General features: G+C 69.5%; 20 protein-coding genes. 9 read left to right on the plus strand and 11 right to left on the minus strand.

Annotation, left to right across the window (positions count from 1 at the left end; translation table 11 throughout):
- Both AX744_RS16725 and dapD read right to left on the minus strand, forming a co-directional pair.
- On the minus strand, positions 1-977 hold a 977-nt coding region (locus AX744_RS16725), incomplete at its 3' end, for a DEAD/DEAH box helicase (protein WP_061018119.1).
- A gap of 289 nt (positions 978-1266) precedes the next feature.
- Entirely contained in the window at positions 1267-2214 is a 948-nt protein-coding gene (dapD, locus tag AX744_RS16730; protein ID WP_058633172.1) for a 2,3,4,5-tetrahydropyridine-2,6-dicarboxylate N-succinyltransferase, read from the minus strand.
- 64 nt (positions 2215-2278) lie between these two features.
- Here dapD and dapE point away from each other — a divergent pair, with 64 nt between their 5' ends.
- The 3 genes from dapE (at position 2279) to AX744_RS20080 (ending at position 4819) form a co-directional block, all read left to right on the plus strand.
- Entirely contained in the window at positions 2279-3352 is a 1074-nt protein-coding gene (gene dapE / locus AX744_RS16735; protein WP_046749565.1) for a succinyl-diaminopimelate desuccinylase, read from the plus strand.
- Positions 3334-4551 (plus strand): hypothetical protein, encoded by a 1218-nt coding sequence (locus tag AX744_RS16740; RefSeq protein ID WP_061018121.1) that lies wholly within the window; start codon positions 3334-3336, stop codon positions 4549-4551. The genes dapE and AX744_RS16740 overlap by 19 nt, the downstream gene beginning before the upstream one ends.
- Before the next feature lie 94 nt (positions 4552-4645).
- On the plus strand, positions 4646-4819 hold the full coding sequence (locus AX744_RS20080) for a DUF3117 domain-containing protein (RefSeq protein ID WP_071328210.1): 174 nt from the start codon (positions 4646-4648) through the stop codon (positions 4817-4819).
- Positions 4820-4936: 117 nt separating this feature from the next.
- Here the strand turns inward: AX744_RS20080 and AX744_RS16745 are convergent, their stop codons facing one another.
- Positions 4937-5575, minus strand: a complete 639-nt coding sequence (locus AX744_RS16745) for an O-methyltransferase (protein ID WP_046749563.1) — start codon at positions 5573-5575, stop codon at positions 4937-4939.
- 89 nt (positions 5576-5664) lie between these two features.
- Between AX744_RS16745 and AX744_RS16750 the strand changes: the two genes are divergently transcribed.
- The gene (locus AX744_RS16750) at positions 5665-6054 is read left to right on the plus strand and encodes a twin-arginine translocase TatA/TatE family subunit (RefSeq protein ID WP_061018124.1); all 390 of its coding nucleotides are present in this window, start codon (positions 5665-5667) and stop codon (positions 6052-6054) included.
- A 34-nt stretch (positions 6055-6088) separates the two neighbouring features.
- Here the strand turns inward: AX744_RS16750 and AX744_RS16755 are convergent, their stop codons facing one another.
- From AX744_RS16755 to AX744_RS16770, 4 genes are read right to left on the minus strand one after another with little or no spacing between them, the layout of a single operon-like run.
- On the minus strand, positions 6089-6583 hold the full coding sequence (locus AX744_RS16755; protein WP_046749561.1) for a YcxB family protein: 495 nt from the start codon (positions 6581-6583) through the stop codon (positions 6089-6091).
- 19 nt (positions 6584-6602) lie between these two features.
- Entirely contained in the window at positions 6603-7724 is a 1122-nt protein-coding gene (locus AX744_RS16760) for an Mrp/NBP35 family ATP-binding protein (RefSeq protein ID WP_046749560.1), read from the minus strand.
- A complete protein-coding gene (locus AX744_RS16765; RefSeq protein WP_045263089.1) occupies positions 7721-8233 on the minus strand; it encodes a DUF1003 domain-containing protein in 513 nt (170 codons plus the stop codon). Before AX744_RS16765 ends, AX744_RS16760 begins: the two co-directional genes overlap by 4 nt.
- A complete protein-coding gene (locus AX744_RS16770) occupies positions 8233-9501 on the minus strand; it encodes a magnesium transporter MgtE N-terminal domain-containing protein (protein WP_046749559.1) in 1269 nt (422 codons plus the stop codon). Before AX744_RS16770 ends, AX744_RS16765 begins: the two co-directional genes overlap by 1 nt.
- Before the next feature lie 85 nt (positions 9502-9586).
- On the opposite strand from AX744_RS16770, the gene AX744_RS16775 reads away from it, so the two are divergent.
- On the plus strand, positions 9587-10303 hold the full coding sequence (locus tag AX744_RS16775) for a general stress protein (protein WP_061018126.1): 717 nt from the start codon (positions 9587-9589) through the stop codon (positions 10301-10303).
- 25 nt (positions 10304-10328) lie between these two features.
- Positions 10329-10991, plus strand: a complete 663-nt coding sequence (locus AX744_RS16780; RefSeq protein ID WP_061018128.1) for an alpha/beta hydrolase family protein — start codon at positions 10329-10331, stop codon at positions 10989-10991.
- A gap of 6 nt (positions 10992-10997) precedes the next feature.
- Here the strand turns inward: AX744_RS16780 and AX744_RS16785 are convergent, their stop codons facing one another.
- Genes AX744_RS16785 through AX744_RS16795 form a run of 3 tightly spaced genes read right to left on the minus strand, consistent with a single transcriptional unit; the run spans position 10998 to position 14396 of the window.
- On the minus strand, positions 10998-11906 hold the full coding sequence (locus AX744_RS16785) for a phosphotransferase (protein ID WP_061018130.1): 909 nt from the start codon (positions 11904-11906) through the stop codon (positions 10998-11000).
- Positions 11907-11915: 9 nt separating this feature from the next.
- Positions 11916-13337 carry an aminopeptidase P family protein gene (locus tag AX744_RS16790; RefSeq protein ID WP_058631832.1) on the minus strand — a complete coding sequence of 474 codons (1422 nt, stop codon included), beginning with the start codon at positions 13335-13337 and terminating at the stop codon, positions 11916-11918.
- A 36-nt stretch (positions 13338-13373) separates the two neighbouring features.
- Complete coding sequence (locus AX744_RS16795; protein WP_061018132.1) at positions 13374-14396, minus strand: endonuclease/exonuclease/phosphatase family protein; 1023 nt, start codon at positions 14394-14396, stop codon at positions 13374-13376.
- Positions 14397-14515: 119 nt separating this feature from the next.
- Here AX744_RS16795 and AX744_RS16800 point away from each other — a divergent pair, with 119 nt between their 5' ends.
- Together AX744_RS16800 and AX744_RS16805 are read left to right on the plus strand one after the other, a co-directional pair.
- Positions 14516-15388: a PHP domain-containing protein gene (locus AX744_RS16800; protein ID WP_061018135.1), complete on the plus strand. Its 873-nt coding sequence runs from the start codon at positions 14516-14518 to the stop codon at positions 15386-15388.
- A 63-nt stretch (positions 15389-15451) separates the two neighbouring features.
- The gene (locus AX744_RS16805; protein ID WP_046749552.1) at positions 15452-16366 is read left to right on the plus strand and encodes a DUF817 domain-containing protein; all 915 of its coding nucleotides are present in this window, start codon (positions 15452-15454) and stop codon (positions 16364-16366) included.
- A gap of 76 nt (positions 16367-16442) precedes the next feature.
- Here the strand turns inward: AX744_RS16805 and AX744_RS16810 are convergent, their stop codons facing one another.
- Complete coding sequence (locus AX744_RS16810; protein ID WP_058631852.1) at positions 16443-17963, minus strand: DEAD/DEAH box helicase; 1521 nt, start codon at positions 17961-17963, stop codon at positions 16443-16445.
- A gap of 196 nt (positions 17964-18159) precedes the next feature.
- Here AX744_RS16810 and AX744_RS16815 point away from each other — a divergent pair.
- Positions 18160-18723, plus strand: a 564-nt coding sequence (locus AX744_RS16815) for a ferritin-like fold-containing protein (RefSeq protein WP_061018138.1), incomplete at its 3' end; no start/stop codon positions are given.

The following is an 18723-nucleotide window of genomic DNA, read 5'->3' on the forward strand; positions in this document are numbered from 1 at the left end:
GGCGGGTCGACGTGGACGACGAGGTCGACGTTGTCGACGTGGACGCCGCGCGCGGCGACGTCGGTCGCGACGAGCACCCGCACGCCGCCGTCCTCAGGGGCGGTCGAGAACGCACCGAGGTTGCGCTCGCGCGCGTTCTGCGAGAGGTTGCCGTGCAGGTCGACGGCGGGGATCCCCGCGGCGGTGAGCTGCTTCGCCAGCTTCTTCGCCTGGTGCTTGGTGCGCGTGAAGAGGATGCGCCGACCGGTGCCGGAGGCGAGCTCGCGCACGAGAACGGTCTTGTTGTCGGTGGAGTCGACGACCAGCACGCGGTGCGTCATCTCGCCGACGGGAACGCTCTCCTCATCGACCTCGTGGCTGACCGCGTTCGAGAGGAAGCGGCGCGCCAGGGTGTCGATACCGCGGTCCAGCGTCGCGCTGAACAGCAGGCGCTGTCCGCCGGCAGGCGTGGCCGTGAGGATGCGGGTGACGCCGGGGAGGAAGCCGAGGTCGGCCATGTGGTCGGCTTCGTCGAGCACGGTGACCTCGATCGCGCTGAGACGGAGGACCTGCTGCTTCATGAGGTCTTCCAGGCGGCCGGGGCAGGCCACGACGATGTCGACACCGCCGCGCAGTGCCTGCTCCTGCGGGCGCTGGCTGACGCCGCCGAAGACGGTCGTGACGCGAAGGCCGGCGGCCTCGGCGAGAGGAGTGATCGTCGCGGCGATCTGAGTCGCGAGCTCACGGGTGGGGGCGAGGACGAGACCACGCGGCAGGCCGGCGCGGCGCTGACCGCCGGAGGCGGCGATGCGGGCGACGAGGGGGAGCGCGAAGGCGATGGTCTTGCCGCTGCCGGTGCGTCCGCGACCCAGGAGGTCGCGTCCGGCGAGAGAGTCGGGCAGCGTGTCGCGCTGGATGGCGAACGCCTCGGTCTTACCCGAGTCGGCGAGAACGGCGGCGAGCTCGGCGGGAACGCCGAGTTCAAGGAAAGTAGACATGCAGAAACTCCGTCAGCGCACGAATGAACGGCGCGAGATAGGGGGTGAGGTGGGCGACGGCGCGGAATCGCGCATCGGTTCGCCGTTCGAAAGGCCAGCTCGTGCTGGTGGTGGGAGCGGTTCCGCTCGCTTCGGTCCTCGGAGACCCCGTGACGACGACGATGTTGGGTACCGGCGGTACACGCAACGGAGTCAGTCTACCAGTGCATGCATGAGCTCGGCTGCATGTCGGCTCCTGCGCGGGTCGCCGAGGCCACCTGCGTGCACTGACACCCGCCGCCCGGGGTTCTCAGGCGTGCAGGGCCTCGTTCAGCGTCACCCCGACGCCGGCGCGGCGGACGGCCTCGACGGCACCGCTGAGCGAGTTGCGGCGGAACAGCAGTCCGTCCTGACCGGAGAGCTCTCCGCCCTTCACCGTCCTCCGCCCGCCATCGGCGGTCACGGGGCCGTCGACCAGGACGATCTTCGTGCCGGCCGTCACATAGAGGCCTGCTTCGACGACGCAGTCGTCACCGAGGGAGATGCCGATGCCGGCGTTGGCGCCCAGCAGCGTGCGCGCGCCGATCGCGACGCGGTGCGTCCCTCCGCCCGAGAGCGTGCCCATGATGGAGGCGCCCCCGCCGATGTCGCTGCCGTCGCCGACGACGACCCCCTGGGAGATGCGGCCCTCCACCATCGACGCGCCGAGCGTCCCGGCGTTGAAGTTGACGAAACCCTCGTGCATGACAGTGGTGCCGGGGGAGAGGTATGCGCCGAGGCGCACGCGGGAAGCATCCGCGATGCGGACACCGGTCGGCTGCACGTAGTCCGTGAGACGGGGGAACTTGTCCAGACCCTGGACCTGGATGCCCGACCGCTGGAGGAGCGGACGCAGGCGGGCGGCGTCCGAGGGCAGGACGGGTCCCGCGTTGGTCCAGGCGACGTTCGGGAGATGAGCGAAGACGCCGTCGAGGTTCACATCGTTGGGGCGCACCACCAGGTGGGAGAGCGCGTGCAGACGAAGATAGGCGTCCGCGGTCGAAGCCGGTGCGGCGTCGAGGTCGATCTGCAGCTGCACGACTTCCACCGTGACGTTGCGTCGCTGGTCGGCTCCGGTGAGATCCGCGAGCGCGGTGACGGCGGCCTCATCCGCCTCCGCGGTTCCGGTCCGCACCTCGGGGTACCACGCATCCAGGACGGTGCCGTCTCCGGCGATCGTGGTCAGTCCGATACCCCATACCGTGCGCGCGTCGCTCATCCCTCCACGCTATCGCGCCCGCAGCGCGGTGACTGCACGCATGACGGGTAAGTAGTCTTGACCCATGGTGCTCGATCTGACCGCGTCCTCCGTCGACCTCACCCGTGCGATCTGCGATATCCCCAGCGTCTCCGGAGACGAGAAGACGCTCGCCGACGCCATCGAGGCGGCCGTCACGCCGCTGGGGCACCTGCAGGTCTTCCGCCACGGCAACACCGTCATCGCGCGCACGGATCTCGGTCGCGCGCAGCGCGTCGCGATCGCCGGGCACATCGACACGGTGCCCATCAATGCCAACCTCCCCACCCGCGACATCGAGATCGACGGTGTGCCGTACCTCTGGGGTCGTGGGACCGTCGACATGAAGGCAGGGACCGCGGTGCAGCTGAAGCTCGCTGCGGAGCTGGTCGAACCCGCGATCGACATCACCTGGATGTGGTACGACAACGAGGAGGTCGAGGCGTCGAAGAACGGCCTCGGGCTGCTCGCCGCCGTCCGCCCCGACCTGTTCGAGGCCGACTTCGCGATCCTCGGTGAGCCCTCCAACGGCGAGGTCGAGGGCGGATGCAACGGCACGATGCGGGCGATCGTGCGCACGTCGGGCGTCCGGGCGCACAGCGCGAGGGCATGGATCGGGGAGAACGCGATCCATCGTGCCGCGCCGATCCTCACCCGGCTCGCCGAGTACCGGGCCAGGGAGGTGCCGGTCGAGGGGCTGCTGTACCGCGAGAGTCTGAGCGCCGTGCGCATCGCAGGTGGCGTCGCGGGGAACGTCATCCCCGATGCCTGCGAGGTCGAGGTCAACTACCGCTTCGCGCCGAGCAAGTCCGCCGCGGAGGCCGAGACACATCTGCGCGGAGTCCTCGCGGGGTTCGACGTCGAGATCACCGACGCCGCCGAGGGTGCGCGTCCCGGCCTCGACGCGGAGATCGCGAAGCAGTTCGTCGCCGCCGTCGGCGCGGAGCCGCGGCCGAAGTACGGCTGGACGGATGTCGCCCGCTTCTCCGCTCTGGGGATCCCCGCCGTCAACTACGGTCCCGGCGACCCGCACCTGGCCCACCACGATGAGGAGCGCGTGCCGCTCGCGCAGATCGACGCCGTGGAGCGGGGCCTGCGCGCATGGCTCACCTCGCACTGAGCGCAGCGCGCCGTTGGGCGAAGGCGCCGATCGCGCTGCGCGTCGCGCTGATCTACCTCGGGGCGCGGGTCGTGACGACGGTGCTCCTCATCATCGCCGCATCGCTGTCGACCTCCTCCTCGCGCTTCGGCGCCGGGGCGGGCCTGATCGATTTCGTGCTCGGCTGGGACGCGCAGTGGTACTGGCTCGTCGCCGAGAACGGGTACCCGACAGAGCTGCCGCTCACGGATGCGGGCGACGTCGCCGAGAATGCCTGGGCCTTCATGCCGGTGTTCGCATATGCGGCCAAGGGGATCGGTCTCGTGCTCGGTTCCTGGGGAGCAGGCGCCCTCCTCCTCTCTCTCGGGGCCGGATACCTGGCGTGCCTCGTGCTGCACCGGCTGCTGCGCGAGCGCATCGGTGATTCCGCTGCGCTGTGGGCAGTGGTGTTCTTCGCGGCCGGCCCGATCGCGGCGATGTTCCAGGTGGGATACGCCGAGACGCTGTTCCTCCTGCTGCTCTTCCTCGCCCTCGACATGACGGCGCGGCGGAAGTACGCCTGGCTGTATCTGCTCATCCCGGCGATGGCCTTCACCCGCCCCGGCGTCCTCGCCTTCGCGCTCTATCTCGGATTACACGGGGTGGTGCGCTGGGTCCGTCGCCGCGACGATCCGTTGGCGGGGAGGGAAATCGCACACATCCTCGCGCTCGGGACGCTCGCGACCGCCTGCGGATTCACCTGGCAGGTGATCGCCGGCATCGCGACAGGGGACGCGGGGGCGTATCTCGCGACCGAGCTCGCCTGGCGTCAGCACTGGATCACCGGCGGCGTCGAAGGGTTCATCCCTTTCGAGGGGTGGATCCAGGCGTCGCAGTTCTGGTTCGGTCTCTGGGGCTTGCCGCAGTGGTGGGGGCCCATCGCCCTGGTGCTCATCGTGGCAGGTGCCGCCGCAGTGCTCCTGCTCTCACCGCAGGTACGGGCGCTCGGCGTCGATCTTCGCCTCTGGAGCGCGAGCTATCTGCTCTACCTGCTCGCCGTCTTCTTCCCCCAGTCGAGCACCTTCCGCCTGCTGCTCCCGCTCAGTCCGTTGTGGGGCGCGGTCGCCGTGCCGCGGTCTCGGCTCTGGCGTCTCGGCGTCCTGGCGGCATGTCTGGTCGGTCAATGGGTCTGGATATATCACGTGTATGGGCTCGGGAACACGTTCTGGCAGGTCCCGTGACCGTGGAGCTCGACCCAATTGTTGCTCCGTGACCTCCAGGTCCCGGTGACACCCGATAAACTCATCCCATACCACCGGAGGAAAGGGAGCCACGATGGCAGCGATGAAGCCGAGGACCGGAGACGGGCCTATGGAAGCCGTGAAGGAAGGACGACTCATCATCGTGCGCGTTCCACTCGAAGGCGGCGGCCGCCTGGTCGTCTCCGTGAACGACGCCGAGGCCAAGGAGCTTCACGACGTGCTTGGCGCCGTCGTGGCACCGGCCTGATCGACCAGGGATCCGCGTCAGCGGATCCGAAAGGGCGGTGGTTCCTCGGAACCACCGCCCTTCTTCCTGGGTCGGCACCTGCGTGGTCGGCGCCGCCTCCATCGGGAATCCGTGCGATCAGCCGCGCTCTGCGAGGCTGATCAGCTGCAGCAGGCCTTCGCCCGCGGGGGAGAGCGTCGCGAGCACGGCCGAAGACTCCTGCGTCTCCTGCACGAGGGATCGGTAGGCGGCCGTGACCTCGTCGCGCTGCACCGGGTCGGCGACGCGGCCGCCCGCCAGGACACGCGGCACGAGCACGAGGCCACCGGTGCGTGCGAGACGCAGACCGTGCTCGACGTACTCGATGACGTGCTCGGGGTCGGCGTCGACCAGCACGATGTCGTAGGAGTTCTCGTTCATGCGCGGGAGCACGTCGATCGCACGCCCCGTGATGAAACGTGCTCTCGTGGAGGGGATCTTCGCGTCGGAGAAGGCCTGCCGCGCGGCGGCGAGGTGCTCCGGTTCGTTGTCGATCGAGGTGAGCACGGCCTGGGGCGCGCCGCGGAGCAGCCAGAGTCCGGAGACACCGGCACCCGTGCCGATCTCGACGATCGACCTGGCGCCGGTCGCGGCGGCGAGCACAGCGATCTGAGAGCCGACGGACGCGCTGACGGGCATGGCCCCGAGCTCGAGCGCGTGCGCACGGGCGCGAGCGATGGCGTCGGGTTCCACGATGGACTCGCGCAGAAAACGCGCGTTCGCGTCATGCTCGCTCATGGCCTGTATCTCCCTGCCTGCCTGTGATCTTCTCCAGCGTATTCGGTCCGCGAGTGCGGGGACCGCAGGCGCGGCGGTAGCCTGTAGAGATGACGTTCGGGCTCACCTTCGAGAAGCTGTTGCTGATCGGCCTCATCGCGGTTCTGATCATCGGCCCCGAGCGTCTCCCGCGCGCAGCGGAGAGCTTCTCCCGCATGGTCCGCAAGGCCGGCGAGTACCTTCGTGCGACCAAGTCGAGGGTGCGCGAGGAGATGGGCCCCGAGATCGACGACGTCGACTGGCGCAAGCTCGATCCCCGCCAGTACGACCCGCGTCGGATCATCCGCGATGCCCTCATGGAAGAGCCGCAGCCGGCGACCCCGATGCAGGCCACAGCGACGATCGCGGAGCCGGTCGCAGGCTCCATCGCCCCCACGCGCGCGGTCCCGCAGGAGTTCAGCGCGACCAACCGCCCGCCGTTCGATCCCGAGGCGACCTGACCCGGTCGCGACGTCAGGGGTCCGCGGGAGAGGGCTAGGAGATCCGGGAGCGGAGAGCGGCGATGTCGTCGTCCGTCAGCAGCTCGCGGGGTATCGCGGTCGCGGCCGAGGTGTCGCGCAGCTTCAACAGCACCGCGTCCCTTCCCACGTGCATCCTCTGGAACGTGCGGTACGCGATGTCGGAGCGACGTCGCCCGCTTCCCATCTGCAGACCCTCGTCTTCCAGTGACACCCACACGCGTGTCCCGACGGGCATCGCGATCCGCACGGCGGTGCGCGCCCCCGACACCGACATGAACACGGCGAAACCTGCGAGCGCGACGATGAGCACGGGCATCCAGCCTGCCCCGTAAGGTCCCTCTTCCCCCGGAGCCACCGGCGCGGTGAGGTTGACGACGCTGAAGACGAGCGCCGCCGCGAGTGCGACCCACATGACGATGGCCGCAGGACGGGTCAGCGAGTAGATCGCGGCGTCGCGTGCCATCCGTCGCAGCAGGCTCTCGTCGACGGTCAGGGAACGTGCAGGCATCCGAGCATCCTCCCAGTCCCTAGCGGATCGACATGGGCAGGGATCGGCCGGAGAGACCCCTGCCCCGGTGCGCGAGCGCGCTCGCGAGGCCGCGGATGGTCACGGCTGCGGCATCGTCCGTGTCGTCGGAGACGATCGGCCGTCCGGTGTCTCCGCCCTCGCGCAGGGCGGGGCTCAGCGGGATGGATGCCAGCAGCGGGACCGCGGCTTCCGGTTCGGAGAGTGCTTCGGCGACGGCCGCGCCGCCTCCGGAGCCGAACAGGTCGACGACAGTGCCGTCGGGGAGGGTGTACGCCGCCATGTTCTCGATGACGCCGATGACGCGCTGGCCCGTCTGCCGGGCGACGAGTCCGCTGCGGATGGCGACGTCGGCGGCGGCGGTCTGCGGCGTCGTGACCACGAGCACCTCCGCATGGGGGAGGAGCTGGCCGATCGAGATGGCGATGTCGCCCGTTCCCGGTGGCATGTCGATCAGCAGCACATCGAGGTCGCCGAAGAACACGTCGGTGAGGAACTGCGACACCGTGCGGTGCAGCATCGGACCGCGCCACGCGACGACGGATTCGCCGTCGCGGAGGAACATCCCGATGGAGATCGTCTTCACGCCGTGTGCGACAGGGGGGAGCATGAGGTCGTCGATGCGCGTCGGCTGCGTGCCTGCCGGGATGCCGAGCAGGCCAGGGATCGAGAAGCCGTGCACATCGGCGTCGACGAGCCCGACGGAGAGACCCTGCGCGGCGAGGGCGACCGCGAGGTTGGCCGTGACCGTCGACTTGCCCACGCCGCCCTTGCCGCTGGAGACGAGGATCACGCGGGTGAGGGAGTCGGGGCCGAACGGCATGTGCCGTGCCGGCCTGCCCGCGCGGAGCTTCTCCGTGAGCGCCTTCCGCTCGGTCGGAGTCATCACGCCGACCTCGACCTCGACCTCGGCGATACCGGGAACGGACGCTGCAGCCTCGCGCACATCCGTCTCGATCCTGGCAGCGGCGGGGCAGCCCACGATCGTCAGGACGATGCCGACGTGTGCGCGATCACCCTCCACCGAGATGTCGCGGACCATGTCGAGATCGCCGATGGGACGACGCAGCTCGGGATCCGTCACAGCGGCGACGGCGGATCGGACGCGCTCCACCGCCGTCACGATGCGGAGCCGGATCGGGTCTTCTCAGGAGACTCTTCGAGCTCGGCGAGAAGAGCCTTGAGCTCCTGACGGAGCACGTCGCGCGTCACGACCTGCGAATTGCGCTCCTCGAGCGACATCCGCAGCGCCACGATCTCGCGGGCGAGGTACTCGGTGTCGGCGAGGTTGCGCTCTGCACGCTGGCGGTCCTGTTCGATCTGCACCCTGTCGCGGTCGTCCTGACGGTTCTGCGCGAGCAGGATGAGGGGTGCCGCATAGGAGGCCTGCAGCGAGAGCATGAGCGTCAGAGCCGTGAACCCGAGCGCGGCGTCGTCGAAGCGCAACTCGTCCGGCATCAGGGTGTTCCACACGATCCACAGCACGCAGAACAGGGTGAGGATCAGGAGGAACGCCGGCGTCCCCATCGCCCGCGCGACCCACTCCGTGAAACGGCCGAAGCGGTCGCGTGAGGTCGCCCTGGGGCGTGTGGTCGTGCGCCCTGGCGCGTCGAGGCGGGGGGAGCGGGGCATCAGCGCACCTCCTTCGCCGGAGCGGCGGCGTCGTCATTGTCGTGCGAGCGCCAGTCGTCGGGCAGCAGGTAGTCGAGCACGTCGTCGATGCTGATCGCTCCGACCAGGCGGTGCGCCGCGTCGATCACCGGGAGCGACACCAGGTCGTAGCTGGCCAGGAGGCGTGCCACCTCGGCGGCGGAGGCGGTGACGGGCACGGGTTCGAGGCTGTCGTCGAGGATCGCGCCGAGCCGTTCATGCGGCGGGTAGCGCAGCATCCGCTGGAAGTGCACGAGCCCCAGCAGGCGCCCCGTCGGCGTCTCGAACGGGGGGAGCGTCACGAACACCGCGGCGGCCAGGGCCGGATGCAGCTCGTGGCGGCGGATCAGCGCGAGCGCTTCGGCCACGGTGGCATCGGCGGACAGGATGATCGGTTCCGGGGTCATCAGACCGCCGGCTGTGTCCGGGCCGTAGCGCAGCAGCATCCTGACGTCTTCTGCCTCCTCCGGCTCCATGAGCTCGAGGAGCTGCTCCAGACGGTCCGGTGCCAGCTGCGCGAGGAGGTCGGCCGCGTCGTCCGGCTCCATCTGGTCGAGGATGTCGGCCGCGCGCTCGTCTCCCAGGCGATCGAGGATGTGCACCTGCTCGTCTTCGGGCATCTCCTCGAGGGCATCCGCGAGGCGGTCGTCGGAGAGCTCCTCCGCGACCTCGATCATGCGCTGCTGCGGGAGATCGAGGAGGGTGTTGGCGAGGTCGGCCGCATGCAGCTCGGAGTACGAGGCGACGAGCTGCTCAGCCGACTGCGACTCGCCGGGAGCGCGCTGCTCCGTCACCTCGCTCCAGGCGGCGAAGGTCGTCGGGCCCTTCGCGAAGGGAGAGGCGCTGGTCTTGGGTCGGCGGAGGAACAGCTGGCTGATCGCCCACTCGCCGAGCCGGTTGGGCTCGATCGCGATGTCCTCGATCACGGCGGTGCCGCTGCCGTCGACGAAGCTCACCCGTCGCCCGAGCATCTCCGCCAGCACGCGGACCTCACCGGCGCGGGGGGAGAAGCGGCGCACGTTGATCAGGCCCGTGGTGATCACCTGGCCGGAGCGGATCGAGGTGACGCGTCCGATCGAGAGGAACACGTGTCGTCGCCCCGGGATCTCCACGACCAGGCCGATGACGCGGGGTGCCGCGGTACTTCGATACACGACGACGACATCCCGGACCTTGCCGAGCCGGTCGCCGACGGGATCGAAGACGGCGCACCCGGCGAGGCGCGCGGCGAATACCCGTTGTGTGCTCACCTCTCCAGAGTAGTCGGCGGCTCAGGTCTCCGGCGGGATGGCCGCGCCTCGGGCCGTCCATCGGCGCGCGTGGAAGAATAGCCGGATGAGCATGCTGAACCGGCCCGCGAGCGGCACAGACACCGGCGAGATCGTCGCGTCGATGCGCGACTACGAGAGCGCGCAGAAGACGGTCTCGAAGCTGATCGCGGGGGAGGTGCCCGCGCGCGACATCGCCATCGTCGGACAGAGCGTGCGCACGGTCGAGCGCGTGACCGGCAAGCTCGGCTATGCCTCCGCAGCGCGCTCCGGCGCGATCAACGGTGTGCTGATCGGTCTCTTCCTCGCCGCGATCCTCGTGCTGGGCAACCCCGAGGTGCCGATCCAGCTCTTCCTGGGCTTCGTCCTCATCGGCGTCGCGGTCGGAATGCTCCTGAGCCTCATCACCTATGCGATCGTGCGTCGTCGCCGAGACTTCGCCAGTGTCACGCAGTTCGCCGCCGATCACTACGAGGTCACGGTGCTCTCCTCCTCGCTGGGCAAGGCCCGTCAGGTGCTCGGGGCCAACAAGGTCGCACCGGTGCGTCCCCCCGTCAACCTCGATGAACCGCCCCGCTACGGCGAGCGGATCACTCCTGGGGCGACGGTGCCGGAAGCCACGCCGGCGCCCGAGCCCGCCCCTGCGCCCGAGGAACCCGTCATCCCGCCGCGCCCGGCAGATCCGGTGGCGGAGCCGGTGGAGCCGGTGGAGCCGGAGCACACTCCCGATCCCGCTCCCGACCCCCGCCCGGACTCCGACGGACTCCAGGGCGAGCGGGCATGACGTCGGTGCCGGTTTCCGCCGCCTGATGGTCGAGATCCAGGTCGAGCTGCCGACCGGACCCGCGGCGGTGTCCGCCGACTGGGCCCCCGGCGACAACGGCGCGACGGTGATCGTCGCGCATGGCGCCGGGACGGGCAAGGACCATCCGTTCTTGACGGGCTACGTCGATGCGCTGAGCGAGAGCGGCTTCTCGACTCTGCGGTTCAACTTCCCCTACGTCGAGCAGGGACGACGCATGCCCGGTCCCGCCCCGCATGCGATCGCCACCTGGAACGCCGTCGTGGCCTTCGCCCGCTCGGCCGACCCCGCGGCGACCGTCTGGGCGACGGGGAAGTCGTACGGCGGGCGGATGGCGTCGATGGCTGTCGCCGAAGGTCTGCGTGTCGACGGGCTCGTCTACCTCGGCTACCCGCTTCATCCGCCGGGGCGGCCCGAGAAGCCGCGCATCGAGCATCTGCCGGACATCACGGTGCCGCAGCTCTTCGTCGAGGGGACCAACGATCCGTTCATCCAGCCCCTCTCGCAGTTCGAGGAAGCGGTCGCGAGCTGTCGGGATGCGCGCGTCGTCTGGGTCGATGGCGGCGGGCACACCTTCGAGGTCAAGGGGCGGAAGCGCCCGGCGGAGCAGATCGGAGCGTCACTCGCGCCGATCGTCGCGGAGTTCGTCCGCGCTCGCCGGTCCGGCTGAGAGCGGTCAGTCGATGAGCGCGGAGAGACCTGCATCGGCCAGCAGACGTCGCACCGTCGAGATGCCCAGTGCGCTCATGATCGGGTTCGAGGCCTCGTAGTACCAGCCGAGCCCGAGCGCCTGCTGGAGCGCCCATGCCGCGCCCCGGTGCCATTCGACGTCGTCCGCGCCGACGTCGTCACGGAGGATGCGCCGTGTCGGCGCGTCGAAGAGATGCCAGGCCGCGACGAGGTCGAGGGCAGGATCGGCGGGTCCGAAGCTTCCGCCGTCGAGCACGCCGGCCAGTCGCGTCTCATCCGCACGCTCGGCGACCAGGAGATTGAACGGGGTGAGGTCTCTGTGGCTCATCACCTCCGCGATGGGAGACGGGAGCTCCCGCAGCACGGCCCAGAGCCTCTCGGCGCGTGGCGCATCGAACAGGTGCGCGCTCCTGGCGAGGCAGTGCGCGACCCACTCGTCGTGATCGCCGAGGCGACCGCCGCGACCGTTGCCGTCGAAGGTGCGTCCGCGGAGGTCGACGGCGCGCAGTGCCAGGATCAGCGAGGCCAGGTCGCGCGCCAACGCCGGGGCGGCGGCGGAGCGCGCAGGGTCCGCCGTCTCGCCCTCGACCCAGGTCTGCATCGCCCAGGCCGAGGGGAACTCCGGCGACGGCGCGGCGATCCCGTACGGTCGCGGCGCGGGGTAGGGACTGGCGGCGGCGAACTCGTCGAGAGCGGCGGCCTCGCCCGCGAGCTCGGTCTCCGTGGCCCCGAGTAGCGGGAACCGGGCGACGTGTTCCCCGCCCACGCGGATGATCCTGTTCACGGTCCCCGTGAGAGGCACGGGTCGCACCGGCTCTCCGCGCAGTTCGGGGAACCGCCGGGCGATCAGGCGTGCCGCCGCCGCCGCGTCGAGCGCGAGTTCTCCTTCATGCATCCGACGAGGTCAGCTCTGCAGGCGTGCGATCCACGCCTCGACCTCGTCGGCCGTGCGCGGGATGCCGGCCGAGAGGTTCACCGGACCGTCCTCGGTCATCACGATGTCGTCCTCGATGCGCACGCCGATGCCGCGGAGCTCGGCGGGCACGGTGAGATCGTCGATCTGGAAGTACAGCCCCGGCTCGATCGTGAACACCATGCCCGGTGCGAGGATGCCGTCGTAGTACATCTCGCGGCGGGCCTGCGCGCAATCGTGCACGTCGATTCCGAGGTGGTGCGAGGTGCCGTGCACCATGTAGCGCCGGTGCTGACCGCCCTTGTCGGCGTCCAGAGCCTCTTCCGCTGTGACGGGGAGCAGACCCCACTCGGCCGTGCGCTCGGCGATGACCTTCATCGCGGCACCGTGCACATCGCGGAAGCGCACCCCGACCTTGGCAGCGGCGAAGGCGGCATCCGCTGCTTCGCGGACCGTCTCGTAGACGCGGCGCTGCACCTCGGTGAACGTGCCGGAGACCGGCAGGGTGCGGGTGATGTCGGCGGTGTACAGGCTGTCCGCCTCGACGCCGGCGTCCACCAGGATCAGATCACCGGGAACCACGGTCCCGTCGTTGCGGGTCCAGTGGAGGTAGCAGGCGTGCGGCCCCGATGCGGCGATCGTGTCGTACCCCTCGCCGTTCCCGTCCTCGCGTGCGCGGCGGTGGAAGACACCCTCCACGACGCGTTCGCCGCGGGCGTGCGCCGTCGCAGCGGGGAGCTCACGGATGATGTCGTCGAAGCCGTTCGCCGTGATCTCGACCGCGCGGCGCATCTCTGCGATCTCGAACTCGTCCTTGATGAGACGCAGCTCGGAGACGAAACGGGTGAGCGCCTCGTCCTCGTCGAGCACGAGCTCGCCCTCGACCGCCTCGAGCTCGTCGAGGTGCGCCGTCGTGATCTGGAGGTCGGCGGCGACGCCGGCGAGGGAGGGGCGCGGTCCGATCCAGAACTCGCCGACCGTCGCGTCGGCGTAGAACTCCGTGGTGGTGCGGTCGGCACGCTCGCGGAAGAAGAGCGTGATGTCGTGACCGTTCTCGGTCGGCGCGAAGACGAGGACGGAGTCGGGCTCGGCATCGGAAGCCCACCCCGTCAGGTGCGCGAAGGCGGAATGCGCCCGGAAGACGTAGTCGGTGTCGTTGCTGCGCTGCTTGAGCGAGCCTGCCGGGATCACCAGACGCTTGCCGGGGAACGCGGCGGAGACGGCGGCGCGGCGGATGGCTGCGTATGAGGCCTGCGCACGCGGGGCAGGGAGCGTCTCCGGACGCTCGGCCCAGCCGGTGGAGATGGTGTCGAGGAAGCCCTGCGGGAACGGCTGCTTGCGGTTCGTCGTGCCGTTCTCGGCAGACGCTTCGACGGTGGGCTCTGCGATCGTGTCGCGCTCTCCTGTGCTCATCCCTCCAGTCTGTCACCTGGCGGGCAGGCGTGGGACTCAGCCGGCGGGCTCGAGCTGCACGACGAGGGCGCGGTGATCGCTTCCGCCGGCATCGTCGAGCACGACGGAACCGCTCGGCGACCAGTTCTGCGACGCCATCACATGATCGATGGGTGCACCGGCGAGGGCGGGCAGCGAGCTCGGCCACGTGCCCGTGAGTCCGTTCCCGGTGCGGGCGGCCACATCGCGGCAGTATCCGATGTCGCCGCCCTCAACTCCGAGCGGAGCCATGTGATCGACGGTGGCGTTGAAGTCGCCGGCGAGGATGAAGTCACCCTGCGGGCACTGATCGGCGATCCACTGCAGATCGCTCCGCCACTGCTGCATCTCCTCCATACGCGGGGCCACCGCGTGCACCGCGACGATCGTGGGGCCGGTCCCATCGGTCGGCATGAGCACGACGCTGGGAACGGAGCCGGTGTTGCTCGTGCCGTCCTTGGCCGATTCGATCACGGAATACTCGCCGAGGTCCGGAGCGACGAGCACGGTGGTGTGCCAGGACTGCGGGCCGTCCTGCACATCCGGCCGGAACTGCACGTGATGCACCCACATCGGATGTCCCTGCTCGCGCAGCATGAGGGCGATGCGCTCGCCGACGGCCTCGGTCGTCTCCGGGAGCGCGACGATGTCGGCTCCCTGATCGAGGATCCGCTGCGCGATCACCTCCGCGGAGACGGCCTCGCCCGCGGTGTTCCAGGTGAGCACGCGCACACTGCCGTCGGTCTTCTCCGGGAGCGCGGATGATCCGAAGCCGCGCACGGCTCCGATGGCCGCGGTCGCACCCGCGCCGAGCAGCGCCACGATGAGGATCGATGCGGCGAACCCCCTCAGCGGGCGGGCGAACAGGAGGAGGAGCGCCAGGGCCGCGACGACGAGGAATCCGCCGAGTACGAGACCGCGCGCCGATACCAGCTGCGCGAACGGGTACGTCTGTTCCAGACGGAAGAACTGCGGCCACACCACGATCGCCGTCGCGATCGCGAGAAGCACGGTGAAGAGGATCCCCAGGAGACGAAACATCCCCTCCAGCCTAGGAGCGCCGCCTGGGAAGTCCCTGCCTCGACATCCGTGCCGAGCCTGAGCGGGATGGGGTGCGCCTGAGCGGGCCTGGGGCCGCGGATGCTCGGTACGCTCGGAGGATGGCCACTTCGTCCCCCGGGTTCGCCGGTCCCGCCGACCTGCACCTGCACTCCAACCATTCCGATGGCACGGAGTCGCCGGCCCAGGTGGTGGCCCAGGCGCATGCGCACGGGGTGCGTACTCTGGCGCTGACCGATCACGACCGCACCACGGGGTGGAGCGAGGCCGGAGATGCGGCTGTCGAGCTCGGTATGACGTTCATCCCGGGGATGGAGCTCTCCGCGAAGCACGAGTGGCGGAGCGTCCACGTGCTCGGGTACCTCTTCGACCCGGAGGACGAGGCGCTGCGTGCGGAGACCGATCGCATCCGCGGCGATCGGATCGGCCGGGCCGAGCGCATCGTGCGCAACATCGGGCGGGACTACGACCTGCAGTGGGACGACGTGGTCGCGCAGACAACGCGGGATGCCACCGTGGGGCGCCCGCACATCGCCGACGCCCTCATCGCGCGCGGCATCGTGCGGGACCGGACGGAGGCCTTCGACGGCATCCTGCACCCTCGCGAGGGCTACTACGAGCCGCACTACGCGCCCGATCCGCTGACGGCGGTGCGTCTGATCACGGACGCGGGGGGAGTGGCGATCATCGCCCACCCCGTGACGGCGGGTCGCGACCGCATGATGCCCGTGCCGTTCATCGAGCGACTCATCGCCGCGGGGCTCGGCGGATTCGAGGTCGAGCATCGGGAGAACACGGAGTCGGGCAAGCGGGTGCTGCGTGAGATCGCCGCGAAGCACGACCTCATCGACACCGGATCGAGCGACTATCACGGCACCGGCAAACCGAACCGTCCTGGCGAGAACACGACCTCCGAGGAGATGGTGTCCAGGCTCATAGCACGAGGCACCGGCATCACCCCGCGTTTTCCCTGACCCTCGGCGTTCTGTCGGCGACTTCCCTGCGGGCTGTCGAACCGGACCGATACCGTCCGAGGCATGCAGCGAGCGACTTCCCTGGAGCGGCGCGTCGACGCGTGGGCTCACCGGCTCCTCCGTGACGCCCCGTCGAACGGTGTCCGCGCCGGCCTCATCGAGTTCTCGGTGTTCGTGGTCAAGCAGGCGTGGGCGTGCATCTTCGGTGGAGCGCTCCTGGTCCTCATCGTCGCCGCGCGCCTGTGGTATCCCGACGACGCGGCGCTGGCCCGCAACGACGCGCTGACGATCGCTGCGGTGCTGATCCAGATCGCGATGCTCGTCTTCCGCTTGGAGAGCGGCCGTGAGCTGTGGGTCATCGTCCTGTTCCACATCACCGGCACCGTGATGGAGCTGTTCAAGACCGATGTGGGTTCGTGGGCGTATGCCGCAGACGGGATCCTCCGAATAGGCGGGGTCCCGCTGTTCAGCGGCTTCATGTACGCGGCGGTCGGGTCGTACATGGTCCGCGTCTACCGGCTGTTCGATCTCGGGTTCACGCGGTATCCGCGACGCTGGATGACGGCGATCCTCGCCGGGGCGATCTACGTCAACTTCTTCACGCACCACTGGTGGTGGGATGCGCGGTGGGTGCTGCTCGTCGGAGTGGTGCTGCTGTGGCTGCCGACCGTGATGCACGCGCGCGTCTGGCGGCGTACGATCCGCCTTCCCCTGCTGGCCGTCTTCGCGGGTGTGGCGGTGTTCATCTATCTCGCCGAGAACATCGGCACCTGGGCGGGCGCGTGGGCCTATCCGGATCAGGCCGGAGGGTGGCAACCGGTCTCGCTGAGCAAGCTGAGCTCGTGGTTCCTGCTGATGATCATCTCGGTCGTCCTGGTGGCCTGGGTGTATCCGCCGCAGGTTCCCGGAGCGCTGTTGCGTACGACGGGGAGCGGAACCGCCAGGAGAGTGCAAGGGGGCGGCGAGGGTCGCGCCTGACGTCGTCGCCCGTGCATGCGAGAGGGCGCATGGTTCGGGGGAGTTCCCGACCCATGCGCCCTCTCGGTGTGACGACTCAGGCTCCCGCGACGGGAGCGGCCCCTGCTCCGGAACCCCCGCGGCGACGGCGGCGACGGCGTGCGGGAGCCGGCTTGCCGTCGTGGTGCTCCTTACCAGCGCCATCGTGGGTCCCTGCGCCCTCGGCTCCGCGATCGGACGATGGCGCGGTCTCTCCCTCGCCGCTGGACGACGACGCGGCGCCCTCGGCGAACGTCGAGCCCACGGGCGTCGAGCTGTTGCGGCGACGCCGGCGACGACGGGTACCGCTCTCGTCGGTGCCCTCCGCCGCGGCGTCGGTCGCCCGCTCGGGGCGACGGCTGCGCTCGGTCTTGACGGACTCCGTCTTGGGCGCCGACACCAGGCGGCCCTTCGTGCCCTGGGGGATGTCGAGGTCCTCGTACAGGTGGGGGCTCGACGAGTAGGTCTCGATGGGCTCGGGCTGACCGAACTCGAGGGCCCGGTTGATGAGGGCCCACTTGTGCAGGTCTTCCCAGTCGACGAAGGTGACCGCGATCCCGGTCTTGCCCGCGCGGCCGGTACGGCCGGCGCGGTGCAGGTACGTCTTGTCCTCGTCCGGAATAGTGTGGTTGATCACATGGGTGACGTCGTCGACGTCGATGCCTCGAGCGGCGACATCGGTCGCGACGAGCACGTCCTTCTTCCCCGCCTTGAAGGCGGCCATCGAACGCTCACGCTGGTCCTGGCCCATGTCTCCGTGCACGCCGCCGACGTTGAAACCGCGGTCGCTCAGCTCGTCGACGAGCCGCTGCGCCGCACGCTTGGTGCGGGTGAAGATCACGGTCTTGCCGCGCCCCTCCGCCTGCAGGATGCGGGCGATGACCTCGTCCTTGTCCATGGAGTGAGCGCGGTACACGAGGTGCTTGATGTTGGCCTGCGTGAGGCCCTCATCGGGGTCGTTGGCGCGGATGTGGATCGGGTTCGACATGAAGCGACGCGCGAGGGCGACGATCGGACCGGGCATGGTCGCGGAGAACAGCTGCGTGTGGCGGACGGCCGGCACCTTCTGGAAGATCTTCTCGATGTCGGCGAGGAAGCCGAGGTCGAGCATCTTGTCGGCCTCATCGAGCACGACCTCGGTCGCGTTCGAGAGGTCGAGCAGGCGCTGGCCGGCGAGGTCGATCAGTCGGCCGGGGGTGCCGACCACGATCTGCGCTCCCGCCTTCAGCTGGTCGATCTGGCCCTCATAGGCCTTTCCGCCGTAGATGGCGACGACGCTGGTGGAGCGGTTGCTGGTGAGCAGGTCGATGTCCTCGTACACCTGCACCGCGAGCTCACGGGTCGGCACCACGATGAGCGCCTTGACGCCGTGCTCCGGGTCCTTGCCGAGACGCTGGACGACCGGGATGCCGAAGCCGAAGGTCTTGCCGGTTCCCGTCTTGGCCTGACCGATGATGTCCTGGCCGGGAAGGCCGAGGGGGATGGTCTGCTCCTGGATGGGGAACGCGTCCACGATGCCCTTGGCGGCGAGTGCGTCGACGATGTCCTGATCGATGCCGAGATCGGCGAAAGTTGTCACTTTGTTCAGATTGCCTGTCCGGCGACCCTGCGGGATCGCCACGTTCACGGATCCACGCCGTCTCTTGTGCCACAGGCGCGGGGCCCCGCTCCGACGGCGGGGACACGCCCAGCCTACCCGAGGGGTGCCGCAGGCCGGGAAGAGGGCTTCCGCACGAGTATTGTGAACGTCGTGGTGGACTCGGGAGGACGACCTCGTGGTTAAGTGGTTCTGGCAGCGCGATGCGGCGCCGCGACGCACCCTCGCCTTGCGCGGCAGGGGAGAACAGGGAGATGCGACGCGCATCGACTTCGCCGAGCTCGCCCCCGAGCTGAACCGCTTCCTCGGACAGGCCGCCTATCTGCAGCTGGGCTACTTCGAGACGCTGACGCGTCTCATCCGTGCCACACCCGAGCTCTCCGAGAAGGAGTCGCTCTCGCGCGCAGCCGGAGCCGCGCTCACCAAGCACCGCGGGATCGTGGAGCTCATCGCGGAGCGGGGGGACGACCCGACGCAGCTGATGCTGCCGTTCCGGGAGAACCTCGATGCGTTCCGTCGGAAGACCATCGGCGCCCGCCCTCGCGAGACGCTGCTCGCCGTTTACATCACCGCAGGGATGTTGGACGACTTCTACCTCGCGCTCGCCTCCAGCTACGGGGAGACCGGGCACCGCGTGGCGCAGATCCTGCGCGAGGACGATGCCAGGCACGAGATCGTCGCCATCGTGCAGGAGACCATCGAGAGCGATGAGGAGTGGCGGTCGCTGCTGTCGATGTGGGCC

Source organism: Microbacterium sp. CCH5-D1 (genome assembly GCF_001557335.1).
Lineage (GTDB): Bacteria > Actinomycetota > Actinomycetes > Actinomycetales > Microbacteriaceae > Microbacterium > Microbacterium oxydans.

Coding starts and splice junctions, on each gene's coding strand:
- dapD (WP_058633172.1), bottom strand. CDS start 2,214: ATGAGCGACGCGCGCACGGTATGGGGTATCGGACTGACCACGATCGCC.
- dapE (WP_046749565.1), top strand. CDS start 2,279: ATGGTGCTCGATCTGACCGCGTCCTCCGTCGACCTCACCCGTGCGATC.
- AX744_RS16740 (WP_061018121.1), top strand. CDS start 3,334: ATGGCTCACCTCGCACTGAGCGCAGCGCGCCGTTGGGCGAAGGCGCCG.
- AX744_RS20080 (WP_071328210.1), top strand. CDS start 4,646: ATGGCAGCGATGAAGCCGAGGACCGGAGACGGGCCTATGGAAGCCGTG.
- AX744_RS16745 (WP_046749563.1), bottom strand. CDS start 5,575: ATGAGCGAGCATGACGCGAACGCGCGTTTTCTGCGCGAGTCCATCGTG.
- AX744_RS16750 (WP_061018124.1), top strand. CDS start 5,665: ATGACGTTCGGGCTCACCTTCGAGAAGCTGTTGCTGATCGGCCTCATC.
- AX744_RS16755 (WP_046749561.1), bottom strand. CDS start 6,583: ATGCCTGCACGTTCCCTGACCGTCGACGAGAGCCTGCTGCGACGGATG.
- AX744_RS16765 (WP_045263089.1), bottom strand. CDS start 8,233: ATGCCCCGCTCCCCCCGCCTCGACGCGCCAGGGCGCACGACCACACGC.
- AX744_RS16775 (WP_061018126.1), top strand. CDS start 9,587: ATGAGCATGCTGAACCGGCCCGCGAGCGGCACAGACACCGGCGAGATC.
- AX744_RS16780 (WP_061018128.1), top strand. CDS start 10,329: ATGGTCGAGATCCAGGTCGAGCTGCCGACCGGACCCGCGGCGGTGTCC.
- AX744_RS16785 (WP_061018130.1), bottom strand. CDS start 11,906: ATGCATGAAGGAGAACTCGCGCTCGACGCGGCGGCGGCGGCACGCCTG.
- AX744_RS16790 (WP_058631832.1), bottom strand. CDS start 13,337: ATGAGCACAGGAGAGCGCGACACGATCGCAGAGCCCACCGTCGAAGCG.
- AX744_RS16795 (WP_061018132.1), bottom strand. CDS start 14,396: ATGTTTCGTCTCCTGGGGATCCTCTTCACCGTGCTTCTCGCGATCGCG.
- AX744_RS16800 (WP_061018135.1), top strand. CDS start 14,516: ATGGCCACTTCGTCCCCCGGGTTCGCCGGTCCCGCCGACCTGCACCTG.
- AX744_RS16805 (WP_046749552.1), top strand. CDS start 15,452: ATGCAGCGAGCGACTTCCCTGGAGCGGCGCGTCGACGCGTGGGCTCAC.